Annotated in this window: 18 protein-coding genes; 3 read left to right on the top strand and 15 right to left on the bottom strand. The window is 48.1% G+C overall.

Annotation, left to right across the window (positions count from 1 at the left end):
- Window positions 1-3 precede the first annotated feature (3 nt).
- Window positions 4-798: an ABC transporter permease gene (locus G9G54_RS17470; RefSeq protein ID WP_053324641.1), complete on the bottom strand. Its 795-nt coding sequence runs from the start codon at window positions 796-798 to the stop codon at window positions 4-6.
- Window positions 791-1,831: an ABC transporter ATP-binding protein gene (locus G9G54_RS17465; protein ID WP_165179012.1), complete on the bottom strand. Its 1,041-nt coding sequence runs from the start codon at window positions 1,829-1,831 to the stop codon at window positions 791-793. The genes G9G54_RS17470 and G9G54_RS17465 overlap by 8 nt, the downstream gene beginning before the upstream one ends.
- Window positions 1,832-1,934: 103 nt before the next feature.
- Here G9G54_RS17465 and G9G54_RS17460 point away from each other — a divergent pair, with 103 nt between their 5' ends.
- From G9G54_RS17460 to G9G54_RS17450, 3 genes are all read left to right on the top strand, one after another.
- A complete protein-coding gene (locus G9G54_RS17460) occupies window positions 1,935-3,056 on the top strand; it encodes an LCP family protein (RefSeq protein WP_165179011.1) in 1,122 nt (373 codons plus the stop codon).
- 83 nt (window positions 3,057-3,139) lie between these two features.
- Entirely contained in the window at window positions 3,140-4,456 is a 1,317-nt protein-coding gene (locus G9G54_RS17455) for a glutamate-1-semialdehyde 2,1-aminomutase (protein ID WP_274597349.1), read from the top strand.
- Window positions 4,457-4,663: 207 nt separating this feature from the next.
- A complete protein-coding gene (locus G9G54_RS17450; RefSeq protein ID WP_165179009.1) occupies window positions 4,664-5,623 on the top strand; it encodes a DMT family transporter in 960 nt (319 codons plus the stop codon).
- A 94-nt stretch (window positions 5,624-5,717) separates the two neighbouring features.
- On the opposite strand, the gene G9G54_RS17445 is transcribed toward G9G54_RS17450, so the two are convergent.
- From G9G54_RS17445 to G9G54_RS17385, 13 genes are all read right to left on the bottom strand, one after another.
- Window positions 5,718-6,119, bottom strand: a complete 402-nt coding sequence (locus G9G54_RS17445; protein ID WP_165179008.1) for a sensory rhodopsin transducer — start codon at window positions 6,117-6,119, stop codon at window positions 5,718-5,720.
- Window positions 6,120-6,170: 51 nt separating this feature from the next.
- Window positions 6,171-7,205 carry a glycoside hydrolase family 88/105 protein gene (locus G9G54_RS17440; RefSeq protein WP_165179042.1) on the bottom strand — a complete coding sequence of 345 codons (1,035 nt, stop codon included), beginning with the start codon at window positions 7,203-7,205 and terminating at the stop codon, window positions 6,171-6,173.
- A 72-nt stretch (window positions 7,206-7,277) separates the two neighbouring features.
- Window positions 7,278-8,390: a rhamnogalacturonan acetylesterase gene (locus G9G54_RS17435; RefSeq protein WP_165179041.1), complete on the bottom strand. Its 1,113-nt coding sequence runs from the start codon at window positions 8,388-8,390 to the stop codon at window positions 7,278-7,280.
- Between the two features lie 113 nt (window positions 8,391-8,503).
- A complete protein-coding gene (locus G9G54_RS17430; RefSeq protein ID WP_013369435.1) occupies window positions 8,504-9,343 on the bottom strand; it encodes a carbohydrate ABC transporter permease in 840 nt (279 codons plus the stop codon).
- Window positions 9,344-9,348: 5 nt separating this feature from the next.
- Complete coding sequence (locus tag G9G54_RS17425) at window positions 9,349-10,257, bottom strand: carbohydrate ABC transporter permease (RefSeq protein ID WP_165179007.1); 909 nt, start codon at window positions 10,255-10,257, stop codon at window positions 9,349-9,351.
- 237 nt (window positions 10,258-10,494) lie between these two features.
- Window positions 10,495-11,787: an ABC transporter substrate-binding protein gene (locus G9G54_RS17420; protein ID WP_025722144.1), complete on the bottom strand. Its 1,293-nt coding sequence runs from the start codon at window positions 11,785-11,787 to the stop codon at window positions 10,495-10,497.
- Window positions 11,788-11,962: 175 nt separating this feature from the next.
- Window positions 11,963-13,522 (bottom strand): response regulator transcription factor, encoded by a 1,560-nt coding sequence (locus G9G54_RS17415; RefSeq protein ID WP_023987013.1) that lies wholly within the window; start codon window positions 13,520-13,522, stop codon window positions 11,963-11,965.
- The gene (locus tag G9G54_RS17410; RefSeq protein WP_238808172.1) at window positions 13,500-15,230 is read right to left on the bottom strand and encodes a sensor histidine kinase; all 1,731 of its coding nucleotides are present in this window, start codon (window positions 15,228-15,230) and stop codon (window positions 13,500-13,502) included. Before G9G54_RS17410 ends, G9G54_RS17415 begins: the two co-directional genes overlap by 23 nt.
- A 124-nt stretch (window positions 15,231-15,354) precedes the next feature.
- Entirely contained in the window at window positions 15,355-15,597 is a 243-nt protein-coding gene (locus G9G54_RS17405; protein ID WP_165179006.1) for a hypothetical protein, read from the bottom strand.
- Window positions 15,598-15,636: 39 nt separating this feature from the next.
- Window positions 15,637-16,503, bottom strand: a complete 867-nt coding sequence (locus tag G9G54_RS17400) for an inositol monophosphatase family protein (RefSeq protein ID WP_025722147.1) — start codon at window positions 16,501-16,503, stop codon at window positions 15,637-15,639.
- 174 nt (window positions 16,504-16,677) lie between these two features.
- On the bottom strand, window positions 16,678-17,679 hold the full coding sequence (gene uvsE, locus G9G54_RS17395) for a UV DNA damage repair endonuclease UvsE (protein WP_165179005.1): 1,002 nt from the start codon (window positions 17,677-17,679) through the stop codon (window positions 16,678-16,680).
- 138 nt (window positions 17,680-17,817) lie between these two features.
- The gene (locus G9G54_RS17390) at window positions 17,818-18,141 is read right to left on the bottom strand and encodes a hypothetical protein (RefSeq protein WP_165179004.1); all 324 of its coding nucleotides are present in this window, start codon (window positions 18,139-18,141) and stop codon (window positions 17,818-17,820) included.
- Window positions 18,142-18,242: 101 nt separating this feature from the next.
- Entirely contained in the window at window positions 18,243-19,331 is a 1,089-nt protein-coding gene (locus tag G9G54_RS17385) for a D-alanine--D-alanine ligase (protein WP_039270664.1), read from the bottom strand.
- Window positions 19,332-19,348 lie beyond the last annotated feature (17 nt).

Genomic DNA, 19,348 nt, shown 5'->3' with positions numbered 1-19,348 from the left:
GGCTTACCCTCCCTGTACGAACAGACGTCTGCGCGCCAGTCGCCAAATGATGATCATCGGCACGAGCAGAACGACCAGCCAAATGATTTGGATACCCAGTACATTCCAGATGCCAACGCCTTTTACACGTCCCGTAAATACAGAACCCGGCAAATAGGTAATCGCCTGAAACGGCATCCATTGGGCGATCGTCGCCAGCCAGCCTGGAAACAAACTGATTGGCAAAATCAACCCAGAAAACAGATCTACAACTACGCGCTTCATACGCATCATGCCCTCATTATTTTCGATAAAAAAGGCCGTTAATCCCGTAATAATATTAATCTGAGTGTTGATCATAAAGCTAAAAAACAGCATGACCAGAAAACCAACCCAGGCTACCGGATCCGTGGGAAGCTTCACCGGAAATAGCAGCATCGCAATCGCCATGCCTGGAATCATAAACAACAGAAAACGGAACATTCCCTCGCCGAGTCCTTGCATAAATTTTACAAGTACATAGTTATAAGGTCGGATCATCTGAATTGCAATGCTTCCATCACGTATATCCGTCGAGATCTCACGATCCAAATTGTTAAAATAAAAGGCTCTCGCCATCCACGATACTGCTACATACGTCGTCATCTGAGCAGCGGTAAAGCCTCCAATGCTACCCGCATCGCCATATATCGCTTTGTATGTGAAATAATACACGCCAATATTCATGCAATAAATAAGGATTCCTGAATAATAGTTCACACGATAAGCCAGCATCGTGAGAAATCGGATACGAATAAAATCGGTGTATACGCTAAGCATGAACTTTGGCCTCCACTACCGGATTGCCCTGGCGTTCAGCCGAGCCAGACTGATAGATACTGCGGACGATATCATCCGTGTTGGTTTCAATGATTTTGATATCCGTAATGTCCGTGCGACCGACTACGCAAGCGAGCACATCCGATACATTAATATGAAGAGGAATCCATACCTTGGCAGCCAAATCATTATCCACCGTCCAAGCCAATGGCATATCAGCAGTCCATGCCTGTAATTGCTCCAATTGGGTCGATGTGCCGAACTGGAACCGTACTTCTCGACCTGTACCCCAACGCGCCTTCAGATCCTCAAGACCACCATCATAAATGATATTCCCATCATCCAGCATAATGACGCGCGAGCACAGCGCTTCAATATCCTGCAAATCATGGGTCGTCAGCAAAATAGTCGTACCGTAATCCCGGTTCATGTCCTTCAGAAACTCGCGAATTTCGGACTTCACCATAATATCGAGCCCAATGGTAGGCTCGTCCAGAAAAACAATGGACGGATTGTGCAGCAAGGCTGCTACCAACTCACAGCGCATCCTTTGCCCGAGACTAAGCTTGCGTACCGGACGGCTTAGCAGATCCTGCAATTGCAGTCTCTCCACCAGCTCATCCAGCCTGCGTTTGAAGTCCGTAGCCGGAACCTGATATACTTTCCGCAGTAGTTGAAAAGACTCGATCACACCGATGTCCCACCAAAGTTGGCTGCGCTGACCGAAAACAACACCAATGTTGCCTACAAATTTCTCACGTTCCTCATAGGGGACATAACCGCCCACCTTGAGTTGTCCCGATGTCGGCACGAGAATGCCTGTCAGCATCTTAATCGTGGTGGACTTTCCGGCGCCATTCTCACCGATATAACCGCATATTTCTCCTTGCGGAATACGGAAGGAGATATCTTTGACCGCGGCTACCTCGTTGTATTCGCGGGCGAATAAATCAAGGAAGGCGCCTTTTAAGCCCTCGCGATTTTTTTGAACCTTAAATGTTTTGCGCAGATCCTGCACATCAATTGCCAGCATGTTATACCTCTCAATCAGGATTTGTAAAATCCATAGTTAAATTGATTGTGCTCCAAAAAGAAATTATAATGTAATGAACTGAAAAGCGAAAGGGAGAGCATCCATGACAAGCAGAACCAAAAGGACGATATGGTCGGTTCTAGCCGTGGTAATCGTCGCGATTGTCGGCTTTGCCGTGTACTATTTTACATCCATTTATAATCAGCTGGATAATCTGCATAAAGAGGGTGCTAACTCCCCCTTCAAAAATGTAAAGCAGGTCGATCAGGTTCGTACGCCAGAACCGCCCAAGTGGGAAGGTACCGATATGGTCAACATTTTGCTGATGGGTGTCGATGGACGCGGTATCCAGAAAGGGGAAGTCCCCCGATCAGACAGCATGATGGTTGTATCACTGGACCCCGTTAAGAAAAAAATCCACCTGTTCTCTATTTTGCGTGATACGTACGTGGATATTCCCGGCTACGGAAAAAATCGAATTAATACCGCCATTACTCACGGACCCAACACGGCCATGAAGACGGCTGGCGATCTGCTAGGCATCCCGGTGCAATATTATGTGTACACGGATTTCCAGGGCTTTATCAAACTGGTGGATGCCGTAGGCGGGATTGATTTTGAAGTGGAAAAGGATATGCATTATACAAGTAATGCGGATAAACATCAGTACGATATTGATTTGAAAAAGGGCATGCAGCATCTAGATGGCAACACGGCGCTTCAATATGTGAGGTTCCGCCACGATGCAATGTCCGACTTCTCCCGATCAGGACGGCAACGCGCATTTTTGGAGGCAATAGCCCAGAAAATGCAGACCACGACTTCCATCGCTAACTTGCCGAATATTTTAGAGCAGGTTAACCCGTTCATTGACACGAATCTCAGTGTTAACGATATGTGGAAGCTGGCAAATGTGGGGTACCAAAGCAACTTTGCAGGCAGCGAGCAGGTTCCACCGATGAAGATGCTCGGAGAAGAGAATGTGGGCGGCGCGGCAGTTCTTACTGTCCGCGATCCGGAAGAACTGAAAACGTATGTGCAGGATATATTTAATAATCCACCCACACAAACACAGGAACAAAATAAGGATCAGAACGAAACGAAACAGCCAGACAATGCATCGTCTACCAAGACGGATAAAGCTTCTTTTACAGGGGGCAGTAAAACCAGTAATGAGGATGCCTCCACACAATCAACAACAAAGACAGGTCAAAAAGAGCTATAATGATGTATGCAGGGGCAGCCGTGAACGCTGCCCTTTGGCATGTGTATACCCTATTTTAATGAACGGAAAGGAAGTTTTTGATGATGAAACGGGAAAACTCCGAAGCACTATATAAAGAAGCCCTGGAGCATATTGTCGGGGGCGTTAACAGCCCTTCACGCTCCTTTAAAGCTGTGGGCGGCGGCGCTCCAGTATTCATGAAACGCGCTAAAGGTGCTCATTTCTGGGATGAGGATGATAATCGGTATATCGACTATTTGGCGGCATATGGCCCTATTATTACCGGACACGCCCATCCCCATATTACCAAGGCCATCAGCGAAGCGGCTGCGAACGGCGTATTGTACGGAACCTCAACAGCCTTGGAAATTAAACTGGCCAAGATGCTGAAGGAAGCAATTCCTTCCATGGACAAGGTCCGGTTTGTGAATTCTGGTACAGAAGCGGTTATGACGACGATTCGTGTTGCACGGGCCTATACTGGGCGGAACAAGATCATCAAATTTGCCGGCTGCTACCATGGTCACTCGGATCTGGTACTTGTAGCCGCAGGCTCCGGTCCTTCCACACTGGGCATACCAGACAGTGCAGGTATTACGACCAACATTGCGAGCGAGGTTATTACCGTACCATTCAATGATCTCGACGCGTTGAGCCAAGCTTTGGAGCGCTGGAGCGACGATGTGGCGGCAGTCATGGTCGAGCCCATTGTCGGTAATTTCGGCATGGTCATGCCGCAGCCCGGTTATTTGGAAGGGCTGTGCTCCATGGCGCGTGCGAACGGCTCACTTGTCATTTATGACGAGGTTATCACCGCATTCCGATTCCACTTTGGTTCCACCCAAACGTATGCAGGTTTGGACAACCATGATGCAATTCAGCCGGATTTGACCGCGCTGGGCAAAATCATGGGCGGTGGTCTGCCGATCGGTGCCTACGGCGGCAGCAAGCAGATCATGGAGCAGGTTGCCCCACTCGGCCCGGCTTATCAGGCGGGTACGATGGCCGGCAACCCAGCGTCCATCTCGTCAGGCATCGCCTGCCTTGAAGTCCTTCAAGGGGAAGGCGTGTACGAAGAGATGGAACGTCTGGCCGTGAGACTGACGGACGGTATTCAGTCCTCTGCTGAACGCTACGGCGTACCATTGACGATCAACCGTATTCGTGGAGCGTTCTCGACGCATTTCTGTGATCATCCGATCACGAATTACGCACAGGCGCAGGATACGGATAGCGAAGCATTCGCATCCTTCTTCCGTCACATGCTGGATCGCGGTATTCATCTGGCACCATCCAAGTACGAAGCCTGGTTTCTCACAACAGCGCATACGGATGAAGACGTGGATACTACGCTGGAAGCGGCGGACGATTCGTTCCGGGCGATGTCACAAGGTAAGTAAACTAAGCAGTAAGTGATAGAATATGAATAGGATAAGAGCTGGAAGTAGTCTTAGGGATGGGTATCCGACCTCTGGGGCTTCGTTCCGGCTTTTTTTCATTTCACAACTGTACCCGTACAGTTGCAGGTATTATGGATTGTATCAGGTTATGCCCTCCGGGTATATTGAGAGAACCACAGGTTAAGGTCATGATTACGGAGGTTTATTATGAACAGTCGTTCCAGAAATGGAGCCGCCTATCTGGCAGCTCTCAGCTATGCAGCTATACTTGGATTTTCATTTTTATTTGTAAAATTGACAGTCACAGAGGCAAGCCCGCTGGATGTGATTGCCCACCGCTTTGCGCTGTCATTTATCGCTTTGACCATTCCCGTGTTGCTCGGTTGGATCAAGATCAACATCAAGATGCGTGACATTCTGCGCATTTTACCACTGGCGCTGCTCTCGCCATTAGTGTATTTTCCACTGCAAGCCTTCGGGCTGATGAGCACTTCTTCATCGGAAGGTGGAATTATCCAAGCAACCGTTCCCATCTTTACGCTGCTGTTAGCTTCCTATTTTATTAAAGAGCGTACAACGGTAGTCCAGAAGATTTCCTTACTGCTCTCTGTCTTTGGCGTGGTTTTTATATTTGTGATGAAAAGCGGAGCACCGCTAGCATCCAATAGCTATGGCGGTATTCTTCTACTCGTGCTTTCTGCGATATGCCTATCTGGCTATAATGTGCTGGCACGACCATTAACACAAAAGTACAACCCAATGGAATTGACCTACGTTACCTCTATTTTGGGATGTATCGTTTTTAACGTGGTGGCACTGGGATATCATGCCATAGACGGCTCCATGAGCGCCTATACCGCTCCACTGGTGAAGCCTGGTTATTGGATGGCACTGATTTATCTGGGCATTCTGTCTACCCTCGTCACCTCGCTGTTATCGAGCTTTGCCTTGAAGTGGATCGAAGCCTCCAAAATGAGTGTGATCGGCAATTTATCCACCCTCATTTCCATGATTGCCGGTACTTACATTTTGAAGGAGCAGCTCGCCTACTATCACATTATTGGGGCTGTGATGATCATTATCGGCGTGTTGGGTACCAATTTCGGAGGACGAAAAAACTTCACGCCAATCAAAACAACTTCGGCAAAATCACAAAAAACGGGCTAAAAATAGACACTCATTTGCCTGCAAAAAAAGAAATCTCCAGGCTGCGCAATTCCAGCCGAGAGATTTCTTTTTTCATTTCTTAGTCTTCGTCGCATTAGATAGGGTACGCCATGACACTCATTAACGCCAATTCCGGCTGTGTCGTGTCCAATCTGCTATATTGTACGATTATAGGCACATCGCTAGTGACCGTAATTGCGTAAGGAATACCTACCGGAATCCGTTCGTCGGATTTCTCCAACGAGGCTGTTCGGATATGACGGGTTCGTCTTCCTTCCACCACCTCGATCAATCCCTCCAATGGCTCGCGGTCTTCAAAATAGATGTCTATACTCAGATTTGCCACACGGCTCCCACAATTCAGCACGCATATGCTCTCATGACTGAGCAGCTCTCCCCGGCTTTCCGGTGGAATATACCCATCGGGGATGACCCAGAATAGGCTGCCTCGCGGCTGATTAGCCACCTTTTTATGAGAAAGTTCAGCATTTCCCATACTATTGGCCTCCTTTATCCATCATACTTTTTGGCGCTTATGCCCCTTCTTCTAGCCGTACGGATTCTCCTTGGTGCGCAACAGTTGAGCCAGAAAAGCAAGCGCCAATCCCTGACCCCATCCCTGAATGCGTTTGTATGGAACGTTTCGATAGCCGTCAATATCGTTCATCACAGCAGTTCCCGCGGATACACCCGTTACTGTGCCGTCGTCCTTAATGCGGGAAAGAATACCTTCGATCGCCTTTTGGGTGTATTTGTTAAACAATCTTCCTTGCATAAGCAAGGCGGTCGCAATTCCTGCCGAGCCCGAGGTTTCCAGATAAGAGGTATCATCGTTCAGCACCGTATGCCACAGCCCTTCCGGGGATTGTAGCCGCACCAGCGCATTGAGCTGGTCACGCAGCGAGCCGTCGATGATCATATAAGATGGATGCTGCACCTCCACAAATTTCAGCGCTTTTGCCATCGTGAGGGCTGCCCATGAATTGCCGCGCGCCCAATATATTCCTGACATCCGGCTTTGATTCGCATGATCCCATCCGTGATAATACAGATTCGTATCCGGGTCCTGCAAAAATTCTTCATGCCCGTGATATTGACGAACCCCATCCTCCCAATACTCCTTGTTGCCTAACAGATGACCGATGCGCAGCAAATAATAACCGGCCATAAACATCGTATCCACCCATGCTTGCTGCGGAAATACATCATGAAGAGAGTTCACCGTATGCTGGAAAATGCCGTCGGCAAACCGCTCCGCTTTTTGGGCCAAAAATTCTGCCATCTCGATGGCAATATCAAGGTATTTTTGCTCACTTGTGGCCTGATAAAGCGTCAACAAACAGTGCCCGACAGAAACGCCGTTCACCGAGAGAGATGGAAGCCCATCCTCGATATTTTCGTCAACCCATTCTTTCAGCTTGGTCAGATACTTTTCGTTCCCTGTCGCTTCATACGCTTCGCATACTCCGTAAAAGGCGACTCCGCCCGGCCAATCCCAGCTGTAGTGCATTTGAAAGGTGCGTTCTACTACCCGGTCGATCACCTGCTTAACTTGTTCTTCATCAAAAATCAATGCAGGCATTTCCACGTCTCCCCCTTTGGTAAGTTTCACGTGAGTTACCTCCTTGACGCCCGTACATGAAAAGGTCGTCCTTCAACGTAAATACATGCGCAGCGGTTGCAAATCCAGTTCCTTCACAGCATCCACCACCATGTCTGCAATACGAACCGCGCCATTCTCATGAAAATGCGTGTTATCCTCTAAGCCGCCGGAAAAGTTCATGTATTCACCAGGCAGCAACCACATAAAAAGCTCTTTACTCTCTTCGGGACCCATCTGCTCATATAACTCCTGCGTGCGGGCAGACAAATCAATCAGCGGTACATTCGCTTCTTCCGCCAGCTCACGAACCGCTGTTACATAGTCACCATGTGTGTCAGATAGCGTACCATCCTCGTTAAAATAGCGACGATGTACGGGCGTGACCAGTACCGGGGTTGCCCCATGGCTTCTTGCGCCGTCGATGTAGAGGCGAAGATGCTCCTTGTAGGTTGTAAAAGGCTCTGTAGCCCGCTCCGGATCAGGCTTCTGATCATTATGACCGAACTGGATGAACAGGAAATCTCCTGCCTTTATTTCGCCCAAAATGACACCCAGCCGTCCTTCGTCCATGAAGCTTTTGGAGCTTCGCCCCGATACGGCATGATTATCCACGCAGACATCATGCTTGAACAAGGCGGGCAAAGCCTGACCCCAGCCTGTATACGGATAGCCGGATGCGTCCTGATCCGTAACCGTGGAATCTCCGGCTAGGAATAGCCGGAGGGTCTGTGGCGCTGGTGCAATCTCCAGCGCATTGAGCCGTGGCGCGGTGCCTGATACGGTGAGGCGCAGTTTGCCACCTCGGACAGGCACCGCAAACAGTGCTTCGGTGAACTGGCCTGGTAGCGTGTGCACTGGGGGAAGCATGTGCTTGCCTTCACCAGCCTTGAGTCGCGTGAGCGTTTCCGCCTGCGAATCGCCGACCAGTATAGTGACAAGATACAGCCCGTCTGGCACATCTACAACAAATGCAGCGTTTAGTGGAATACAAAAGCTGCTTCGCAGCCGCGTGCGTGCATCCTTGGCTGCACTCTGCCTTTTCCGACCGTACACATGCTCCGTAGCCTCGAAGCCATAGCCCTGTTCAGTTGTATATAAGCAATCCGGAGACACTCCCTTGTAGCCATCCGCAGGCTCCCCCGGACCAAAATCAAACTTCCACAATTTACTCACCTCTCAGCCATCGCCCTCAAATCCTGTCCATTCAATCGTACAAACCCGGATGCCTTCCATTTCCACTCGTAAGCTTCATATCCTCACACTATGGATTTTGGATCTTACCCCTTCAAACCACTCGTACTCATTCCTTCTACAATTTGCTTCTGGAATGCGAAGAATACAGCGATAACTGGAAGCAGGCTTAGGATAGACATCGCGAACATTCCTCCCCAGTTGGAAGCCGACTCGCTGTCGAGGAACATCTTGAGTGCAATAGATACGGTATATTTCTCTGGCGAATTCAGATACAGTACCGGACCAAGCAAATCCTCCCACTTCCAGTAAAAAGAGAAGATTGCCGCTGTAGCCAACGACGATTTAAGTAAGGGTAAAATAATTCTGAAATACAGCCGGAACTTGCCGCATCCGTCAATCGTCGCCGCCTCATCCAGCTCTGCTGGAATCGTCCGTATAAACTGCACCATCAGAAAGATGAAGAACGGCATCCCGAAGAAGGAGGGTACCACTAACGGTAAGATCGTATTGATCCAACCGAGCTTGGTGAAAATAATATATTGCGGTACCAGTACCACATCCCCTGGTAGCATAAGCGTCACCATCATCAAAGCAAACCACAAGTTACGCCCTTTGAATTTCAAGCGTGCGAAGCCAAATGCGATCAATGAGGAGGAAAGCACAGCTCCAATCGTTGAAATCACCACGATCGTGAGCGAGTTCAGAATGTACGTGCCAAAGTTGTAGCCAGTCGTCCCTTTCCAGCCTGTTACATAGTTTTGCCAGATCCATTCTGTAGGAAAAAGCGAGGATGCCGTGACGAATATCGTCCGACTTTCTTTAAACGAGCTGAACAGCATCCAAAAAACGGGATACAGCATCAGGAGCGCCAGTGCAGCAACCAGTATGTGATAAATTGGCCATTTGAACGTTTTCCATGCCATCGGTATCAGCGCCCCTTTTCCGTTTCATAAAATACCCAGTATCTGGAGGTTAAAAATAAAATCGCTGTCAGTATCCCAATCATAATGAGCATGACCCAAGCCATGGCTGCCGCATATCCCATGTTGCTGAACATAAACGCCTGCCGGAACAGATACAGTGAATGCAGCATCGTTCCATCCATCGGGCCTCCTTCGCCCTTAGAAATAACATAAGCCGGGACGAAGGTCATAAAGGCGCTGATCGTCTGCATAATCAGATTAAATAGAATAATGGGGCTAAGCAACGGCAGCGTAATACTGAAAAATTTTCGTACTGGCTTAGCGCCATCTACACTGGACGCCTCGTACAATTCAACAGGAATGTTCTTCAAACCTGCCAGAAAAATCAGCATGGAGGAGCCAAATTGCCATACGGACAGGGTGATCAGCATCGTAAGCGAAGCATCCGGATCACCAAACCATTTCACCGGAGTCGCCCCTAGAGTCGAAAGCAGGCTGTTCACTATGCCGTTATTACTGAAAATGTTCCGCCACATAATCGATACCGCAACGCTACCTCCGATAATGGATGGCAGATAGTACATCGTCCGATAGGTGCCGACCATGCGCGATTTGGTATTCAAAATCATAGCCACAAACAGCGCGAAAATCAGTCGCAACGGTACACCGACCAATACATACGTAAACGTGACCCTGATCGAATTCCAGTATTTCGGGTCGCCTGTGAACATCTTTTCGAAGTTACCCAGACCAATCCATTTGGGCGGGGTGAACAGGTTGTAGGTGGTAAAGGACAGATACAGCGAAATAAACATTGGAATTAACGTAAACGCCAGAAAGCCCACAATAAAAGGGCTGATAAACGCATATCCGGTCATATTGGCTTTCAAGCTCTGATGATTTCGCAAGCTCATCAAGCCTCCCTTCTGTTGCATTTAAAGAATTAGTAAAACTTTATGATGTCAACAATTTGTTGTTATGCGAATAATATTGTGATGTCTGCAAAGGGTGCTTATGCAGTTGGTTCGTCGAATCAACCGTGCGCAATCATGCTTTGGAGTACGCACGGTTAACTTAACGAGATGTTCCTTCGTTTCTATCGATTCTTATGCTAAAACGTTGTCAGATATCAAAAGTCCTTATTGCGCTTATTATTGCTTGTTATTCGCAAGGATGGTATTCGCATCAGCCCGGAATTTAGCCGCTGCGTCTTCAGCCGTCATCTGTCCGAAATTGACCTGCTCAATATAATCGGTCAGAGTCGCAATCACTTCCGGCGATCCGACTGGCGGCGGCGGGCTCATTGGAGAAGCCTTCGGCTCCATGGAAGCTACAAATTCAAACACCTGCTTCGTAGGCTCGCTCAACTCTGGTGCAACAGCTTCCTTGATTTTGGCGGAAATCGGTACGCCCCGTTCGCCTTTAATCAATTTATTCGCTTCTACATCGTTCATCCAGAAATCAATAAACTTAGCGGCTTCATCCTTCACCTGTGAACGGGAAGCAACCGTCCAGTACATCGTAGGCTGCATATATACGCCTTTTTCCATATTCGGCCCAAACATCGGAGCCAGTGCCATTGGGCGGTTAACGACCTGCTGTAAGCCCACATACTGATTGGACCACTGCCAAATACCGATGCCTGTTCCTTTTACGATATCGGATTCCTCAAGAATCCCCTTGGTCTGGTTCATGATTTCAGGAGGCGGGGTCGCTCCCTTCTTAATCAGATCAGCCAATCCGCTGAAGAAGTCAACAAACAGCTTATCATCGTCATACCCCAATCCTGTTCCTTCCGCATTGTAGAGAGTTTTTCCTTGAGTACGCAAATAGTAGTGGAAGAAAATATCGGCAGCCATCGAGCTGTCAAAGTATACTTTATTGGAACCAGCCTTTAAAGCCATTTCTTTGTATTGATCCCATGTCCAGTTGTCAGGAATTTTGTCTATACCCGCTTTTTTGAGCAACGCCGGATCATACTGGAAACCCAGAACATTAACACCGGTTGGGATACCATATTGCTTTCCAGCAATTACGCCAGTTTTGAGTACATTTTCGGTCACATCAGCAACCTGAATTTTTTGATTCAAGTAAGGAGCGAGATCCTCCAGCTGGCCATTTTTTGCATATTGGCTAATGTACGAAATGTCCATTTGCACGATATCCGGCAACTGATTAGCCGCAGCCTGAGGAGCGAGTTTTTTCCAATAGTCATCGAAAGAGGCATATTCCACATCAATCGTTACATTCGGATTTTTCTGCTTATACAAATCAACGACCTTTTGCGTGTATTCATGACGCGTATCCGATCCCCACCAAGCGATACGTAACTTTACTTTCCCGTCTGCACTTGTGCCCGAATTGCCGCCGCCGTCCGCTCCGCTACATGCCGTCGTCAAAACGAGCAGCATAGCTATGATCAGAAACCATCCCTTTTTGCCCACCTATCTCTCCCCTTTTCGCTGTTCTAGAAAGGAGCCAAATTACGAGTGACAACGCACTTTCGCAATTTTGATAGCGTTTACATTAGCTCCTGTTGTTATTTTCCCAAAAGCCGAGAAACATTGGAATACACAAATCAGGTTTCCTGGGTTTAAAAAACAGTGGGACTCCATACGCTCATCCCCGTTCATGTGATTTAATGTACTCGGAAGGCGTCATACCTGCCCATTTTTTGAACACCTGGCTAAAATATTGTGCGTTCCCACCGAAGCCGAACCATTCCGCCAGCTCAAACACCTTCACGTCTCCTGTCTCCCGAATATGCTCAGCCGCACGTTCGATCCGATAACGATTGACGTAGTGTGAGAAGTTTTCGCCCGTCACCTTTTTGAATATCTTCCCTAAGTAGTCGGAATTCATATACAGCATTTGACCTGCCACTCCGTTCAGCGACAGATCCGATTTTCTGTAGTTTTGCTCAATAATAGTGATCATTTTATCAACGGTGGAAGATTGGCGATACACATTACTTTTATAATAGATTGCGGTCATTCGTTCGGCAGCTTCCTGTACAAAAGATTTGAGACATGCCAGCGTTTTTTGCTCTGCCAGCACCACCATTCGGCTCGTAAACGCCGCACGCTCTTCTTCGGGGCATATACGGATCATAGCGGCATAGAGCTGAAGCACATAGGAGCGGGTCACGGAAATTTCCAGCTTCATACGGGACAGAATACCGAACAACCGATCCACTTCCTGTGCAACCTCCACCGTATTTCCAGCCTTGATCAGCAGACCGAACTTCTCCTCGTCCAGCTCCAAATCTGCCATCTCCCGGGTATCCTCAGCCGCTAAATCCTCCTTCGTAATCAGACTGCCTTCCCCGGTGTAAAACCGGTGATTCATACAATGCAGTGTCTCCCGATACATCCCCCGTGAATGCTGCATACTATCCGACTCACTAACTGCGACCGTTACCTCCAGCTTGTAAAAGCGATGAAATGTCGCACGTACCGCTTCAATCTGTTTCATAAACCGTGACGTGTCATCCTCACTTTCCAGCACGATGAGCAATTGCCCCTGCATGGTCGTACTGAGCAAGACATCATCCATCAAATCTGCCGCTATATTTTGCAATGCAAACAAATGCTCCGGCTCATGGGATTCCTCCACCCGCAGCAGTAGCATTCGAACCTGCTTATCTTGCAATTCAAGTCCGAATAACCGCTCATAAAATGCGATATCGCGGCTACCGTAAGTTTTATAGGAAATAAACTCCTTCAAAAAGTGTTCCTTCACATGAGGCAGCATACGCTGAAAATCTAGCTTCATCCGGTTTACAAACTGCTTGCGTTCTTCCTGCTCCTCCCGCTCCTGCCCCAACTCGGTCAGAGCCTCATGAATTTGCCGCTCATTGCATGGCTTCAACAAGTAGTGCTTCACCCCGTATTGCATGGCCCGACAGGCATAGTCGAAATCTTTGTAACCAGACAACAGAATGAAACGAACGTCTGGAAAGTGCTCCGTCGTTTTGGCAACCAGTCCGATACCGTCTAGACCAGGCATAGAGATGTCGCTAATCACAAAGTCAGGCGGGCTGGCCTGAATCTGATCATAAGCCTCAATCCCGTTACGTGCCGTACCCACCAATCTCGTTCCCGCTTTACCCCAATCAACCACCTGCGATATGCCTTCCAAAATCATACGCTCATCATCAACCAGTAGCACCTTGTACACGACCCTGATCCCCTTTCACATATGGAATACAGACATGAATCGACGTTCCTGTTCCTGACTCGCTATGCAGCTCTATCCCCCAAGGTGTACCAAATGTCAGGTTAATCCGTTCTTGAATATTCGTAAGTCCAATGCCCTGCCCACGGGTCGTGACCTGCCCGCTCCGCAGCTTTTCCAAGAAATCCGGCGTCATTCCCAGTCCGTCATCTTCAACTCGCAGAAATAGAGCCCCCTCGCTTTCTCTCGCAATAATAGCAATCCGACAGGGTTCAATTCGCGGCTCCAGCGCATAATGAATGGCATTCTCCACCAAGGGCTGAAGCGTTAGCTTCGGAATTTGTGCATCCATCAGTTCTTCCGGGACATCCAGATGGAAAACGAGACGTTCATCAAAACGTGTTTTTTGGATCGTTACGTAGCTCCTTACAATATCTAGTTCTTTTTGAAGCGGAATCAGCTGCTCTTCAAAACTGACCGCACTACGCAATAGAAAAGCAAGTGCTTCCACCATCTCTGAAATCCGATCCTGCTTATTGGCCTTGGCAAGCCAGTTCACAGACTCTAATGTATTGTATAAAAAATGTGGATTAATCTGTGCCTGTAGTGCCTTTAGCTCTGTTTCTCGCAGCAATAGCTGCTTGGCAACATTCTCATTAATGAGCTCACGAATGCGGCGAATCATTTTCTTATATGTCCGATGTAGCAAGCCTACCTCATCCTGTGTAGAAAGGGGGACCGCGCCAAGTGCTTCTTCCTCCAAACGGTCGAGATCGCCTTTTTCTATTTTACGCATGTTCTGGATTAATTGAACGATCGGTTTGGTAATGCTCCCTGACAACCTAGCCCCCAGTGCCAATGCGATAAGAAGCATAATGACAAAAATAGCGCTTACAACTTCTTTAATGATCGTAATGCTGCGAAACATATCATCGAAGGGGGTCATATGCAAATACGTCCAACCCGTATAAGAGGATTTGATTTGAGCAGCGAAAAAGGTTCCTCCTGAGTAGGTCGCAATCCCATAAGGCTGCTTTCGGCCAAGCTCGGCCTGAATATCACTCTCACTCAAAAGTGGTGTTTCGGGATAAATCATCCGCCTTCCATCTGTAATCATCAGTTGTCCGTCACGGCCGGAGGTCTGCACACGATCCGCTACAATCCGGTCAATTCGCACACGAATCGCAAGCGTTCCGAGCCCATTCAGTGTAAAATTGGAATCGGTAAAGGATTTGAACTGCCGAGCTGCCAGCAAGGAGGAATGGCCTGCCGCATACCATGCATTGGAACCGTCATGTTCGTCTGCCAGCTCCGACAGGGTGGATCGAAGTTCTTGGGGAATACCTTCGCGGTTGCCCGCACTCATGACCTGTCCCTCTTTGTCGATGACCATCATAGAATAGACATAGGTTTCAGAGCCAGCAAAGGCGACGAGCCTATTCGTTATTTTTTTACGCAGCACCATTTTGGCATAAGGTGACGTTTCCTTTTCCAATTGCAGCAAATAACGTTGAAGCTGCTCGTCCGTTGTTACCTTGAAAGTAACTTTTTCCACATCCTTCAGCTCATTTTCTATGCCGATTGAAGAAATATTGAGTACTTCGGATGTTTTTTTGTACATTTGATTATCATAAATATGAAATACGTACTTAAGTATGACTGCAACTACTGCAAAATTAACCAGCATAAGTACCGTAATCAGTAGTACCATTTTATGATGGATTCCAGCATTTTTGTAAGCGCTTTTAAAGTAGGTAATCAGTGAATGTCGCCTCCTTTATAACATACAAAATACCCCATGCCTTGGTCATTCGGCAAGAGGTATTTGTATTTGCTTAGCGTTGATCGGATGGTTTCGATTTGTCCGCCTTGCTCATATATTCGTCGTATCGGTCATCAAGTTCACGTGCCATACTCCGGTATTTACGCGTCTCCTCAACAATGGGATCGATATGAGTCTGAACCCGCACCTCATATTTAGGGCTGAGCCGTTCCCGCTTTTGGGCCTCATTCTCACGAATCTCGCCTTCCGTCAGCAATTCACTGAGCTGGCGTTCCAATTCTTCGGATTGGCTCATCGCGACTTCCTCCTTCAGGGTGGTGGTCTCTACGTAGAATTATAACCCGGTTGCGTCTGCTTCTTTCAGCACTTGAATAAGTTGAGAATGAATAGCTGTATTCGTAGCTGCAATATGCCGTACACTCAGGTCATAAGGTCTGCCCAATGTATCGGTAATGGTGCCGCCTGATTCCTGCACCAGCAAAGCGCCCGCTGCTACATCCCACGCATTCAAACCAATTTCGCAATAAGCAGATAGCCGTCCCGACGCTACATAAGCCAGATGCAATGCTGCCGAGCCCAGCGCCCGAATGCCGCGTACCTGAGGTGTAAGAACCTGCGTAATTTTCATATTTAGCGGTTGTGCATACGTACGGTCTGGCGGGAAGCCGATGCACACCAGACTATCTCCCAGTGTTTCTTCTCTCGATGCTTGCATGCGATTGCCATGTACATATGCGCCTTTTCCTTTTTCCGCTACAAACATTTCATCACGGGACGGGTCATAAATGACCCCGACAATCACCTCGCCACGATGGGCCAAGGCAATAGACACACTGTAATACGGCAGACTGTGCACAAAGTTGGTAGTCCCATCTACCGGATCAATAATCCATAGATATTCCTCTTCACGGGCAGCCTCTAATGCGCGGGCCGAAGCTTCGGCTCCCGGCTCCACACCCTCTTCACCCAAAACAGCATGATCGGGAAAATGGGTCAGAATTAGTCTGCGAATCATCTGCTCTGCACCTTTATCTACCTCGGTCACTAGATCCGTAGGAGACTGTTTGGTATTCAAATGTTCAACAGTTCCCAGTCTGCTCTTAATCCATTCCCCGGCTTTGGATGCCGCATTAATAGCCACGGCAGTATAGCTTTTTCCTGATACGATATAGGGAACCTTTTCGTTTTCATGTTCGTTCAACGTGTCCACTCTACTTTCTATATCATTGTTACGTGGTTTACGAAGCTGCTCTACAACACAGTCTCTTAACCATCTCTGTTTCAGTACAAGTTTGCTAGTTTACACATTCTAGTATACACAATAAACTGCATAAAGTTTCTCTAAATGGGAGCTTTATCCGCGAAATGCTACTTTCTAAGGCATAATTTCTATGGAAGCCCCATCCAGCACCTTAACCCCATTATCTTCCTGAAGGCGCAGTTCATTCATCAATCCGAATAACGCTTCATCCTTAAGTTTGGCTTCAAGCATGACATCAATCCGATCCGTATATCCGGCAATATTGCGCAAAAAGGTAAGCAACGGCTCCACTAGAACACCGTCCGCATGGCCCCGAGGATCTTTTTCACTTTTGGGGCTGGACGCATGGATTTTGGGCGGCAATGGATGATCCACAGAAGATCCGGCTTGGGCCAGTTCCCCTTTCCAGGTATCCAAAATATCCGGCCATAGCTCCCACGGCTTTTCCCCCTCATTATTCACCCATTGATGATGAATATCGAGAACCATCGGTAACCCCGTCAATTTGCAAGCCTCCAGCGTTTCCACCGCATTGAACGTTTTATCATCATTTTCCAGCGTTAACCGTTTTCTTAACGAAAGATCCAGCGCACTAACCTGCTCTACAAAACGCTGGCCTGAGGTCACCTTATCTCCGTAAGCACCACCAATATGAATGTTGTTCTTGGCTTCGGCACCGAGTCCCATGGCCTCCAGCATCGCTTTGTGGTACTTCAGATCATTAATGGAGCTCTGCAACACCTCAGGACGGGGGGTGCTTAACACTGTAAAATGATCGGGGTGAAACGATACCCTCATCCTATTCGCCTTGACATAGTTCCCAACCTCTGCAAAGTCAGCAGCAAGCGCCTGAAAAGGGTCCCAATCCCGCAGATCCTGATGGGTCGCTAGCGGAATCAGCTTGGATGAGAAACGATAGACCTGGATATCACTCGCGCGATTATGGCGCAGCAGCCTCAAAGTATTATGGAGATTTTCGGCTGCTATCCGTTCTAGCTTGCGGATTGCAGCTTCTCGGTCTCCAATCTTGTTAAAGCTGCTCAATGTCATGGTTTTAGAGGGGGATGCATTTTGAATGGTAACCGACATGGCTACATAACCGAACCTTACGATCATAGGGTGTCTTCCTTTCAGCAGTCGCAGTAGATGGTAAGGCCGCTTTCGTTCTGTGACCTAAAACCCTTTTCTACTGATCATACCCGGAAAAGCACCTGCTGATTCGGTGTTATCGCACAAATTGCAAGAAGAAAACAGCTAGGATTGCTGCTGTGCTCCAAAAAACATTTCATCCGCCAATGCGGTCTGAATTCTTGATTCCTCTTCATTCAGCTTACGAATGAGGATCATCTCAACTTCGGTCACTTCATCGCCCTGGAAATTAATTTCGGCGATACAGCCCACAATCTGCACAATGGCTACTGCCACGTTGTCCACGCCGTAAGCGATGACCTTCTGGCCTGTCGGAAACACGCGCAGCCCGGATTTAACCATTTTGCCACGTCCGTATTCCAGGAGTTCGTAAAGTTCTTGCTCGCTCTTGAATTTGCACACGGAGTTAAATTCAGTTTGAAATCCCATGTGTAGCCGCCACCTTTCATCATTAAGGGTTTAGTGTAGTGCTCAAAGATATGCCATATATATGAACAAAAAGGAGAGTGATCAGCTCCCCTTTGTTTCGTTTATGAGTTCTCGTAGTGCAGTGCCGACCTGCGCTCATAACGCTCCAGTGCAAGGGCAATCATGCGGTCTAGCAGACTTGCATAGGATACGCCGGTTTCTCTCCACAGTAATGGATACATACTGAACGGTGTAAAACCAGGCATTGTATTCACTTCATTAATAAGGATATGTCCGTCCGAGCGTCTGACGAAGAAATCGGCACGGGAAATCCCGCAGCCTTCCAGAGCGCGGAATGCTTGCAATGCGGCTTCACGAATACGATCTGCCACTTCCTCATCCAACGGTGCCGGAATAAGCATTTCCGATTGGCCATCCGTATATTTGGCAGCGTAATCGTAATAATCACTCGACGATACAATTTCACCCGGTACCGAGGCAATCGGCTCATCATTGCCAAGTACGCTGACCTCAATCTCACGGGCATCGACGTACTCCTCGACAATCACCTTTAGGTCAAATTGCAAAGCCAGATCTACAGCCTTTTCCAGCTCTTCTCGGTTGCTGGCTTTGGAAATACCGACACTTGATCCCAGATTGGCTGGTTTGACAAAGCAAGGATAACCTAGCTCGGTTTCCATGTTACGTACCAGATCATGACTGGTTTGGGCCCACTGTGTACTATTAAAATAACAGTATTTCACTTGCGGCAATCCTGCATGCTCAAACAGCTTCTTCATGACGCCTTTATCCATACCTGCTGCCGAAGCCAGCACTCCTGCACCGACATAGGGCATATCCGCCATTTCGAACAGACCCTGAATCGTTCCGTCCTCGCCAAAGGTACCGTGTAGCAACGGAAACAGCACATCCAGCGTCTGCTCTCCGTACAGCTTGCCGAACAATGTATCTAATGCCGCCTTGGTGCCGCCCTCTGCGCGTTCCAGCTTCAATTGCTCTACAGAAGCCAGAGGAGCGCTTAATAGCGCCCCTCTACGCCAATCGCCAGCCTTCGTAATATAAAAAGGAATAATCTCGTATTTCTCATAGTTAAAAGCGTTCATTACCGCATACGCCGTTTGCAGCGAAACCTCATGTTCGCCCGATTTGCCACCGTACACCAGCCCTACGGTCAATTTTTGATTTGCCATGCCTATCCTCCGCTTTC

Origin of the sequence: Paenibacillus sp. EKM212P, from assembly GCF_011066115.1 — a bacterium.
GTDB classification, from domain to species: Bacteria; Bacillota; Bacilli; order Paenibacillales; family Paenibacillaceae; genus Paenibacillus; species Paenibacillus polymyxa_B.
The sequence above is the reverse complement of the archived record's forward strand: the minus strand, read 5'-3'. Positions and strand labels throughout refer to the sequence as shown.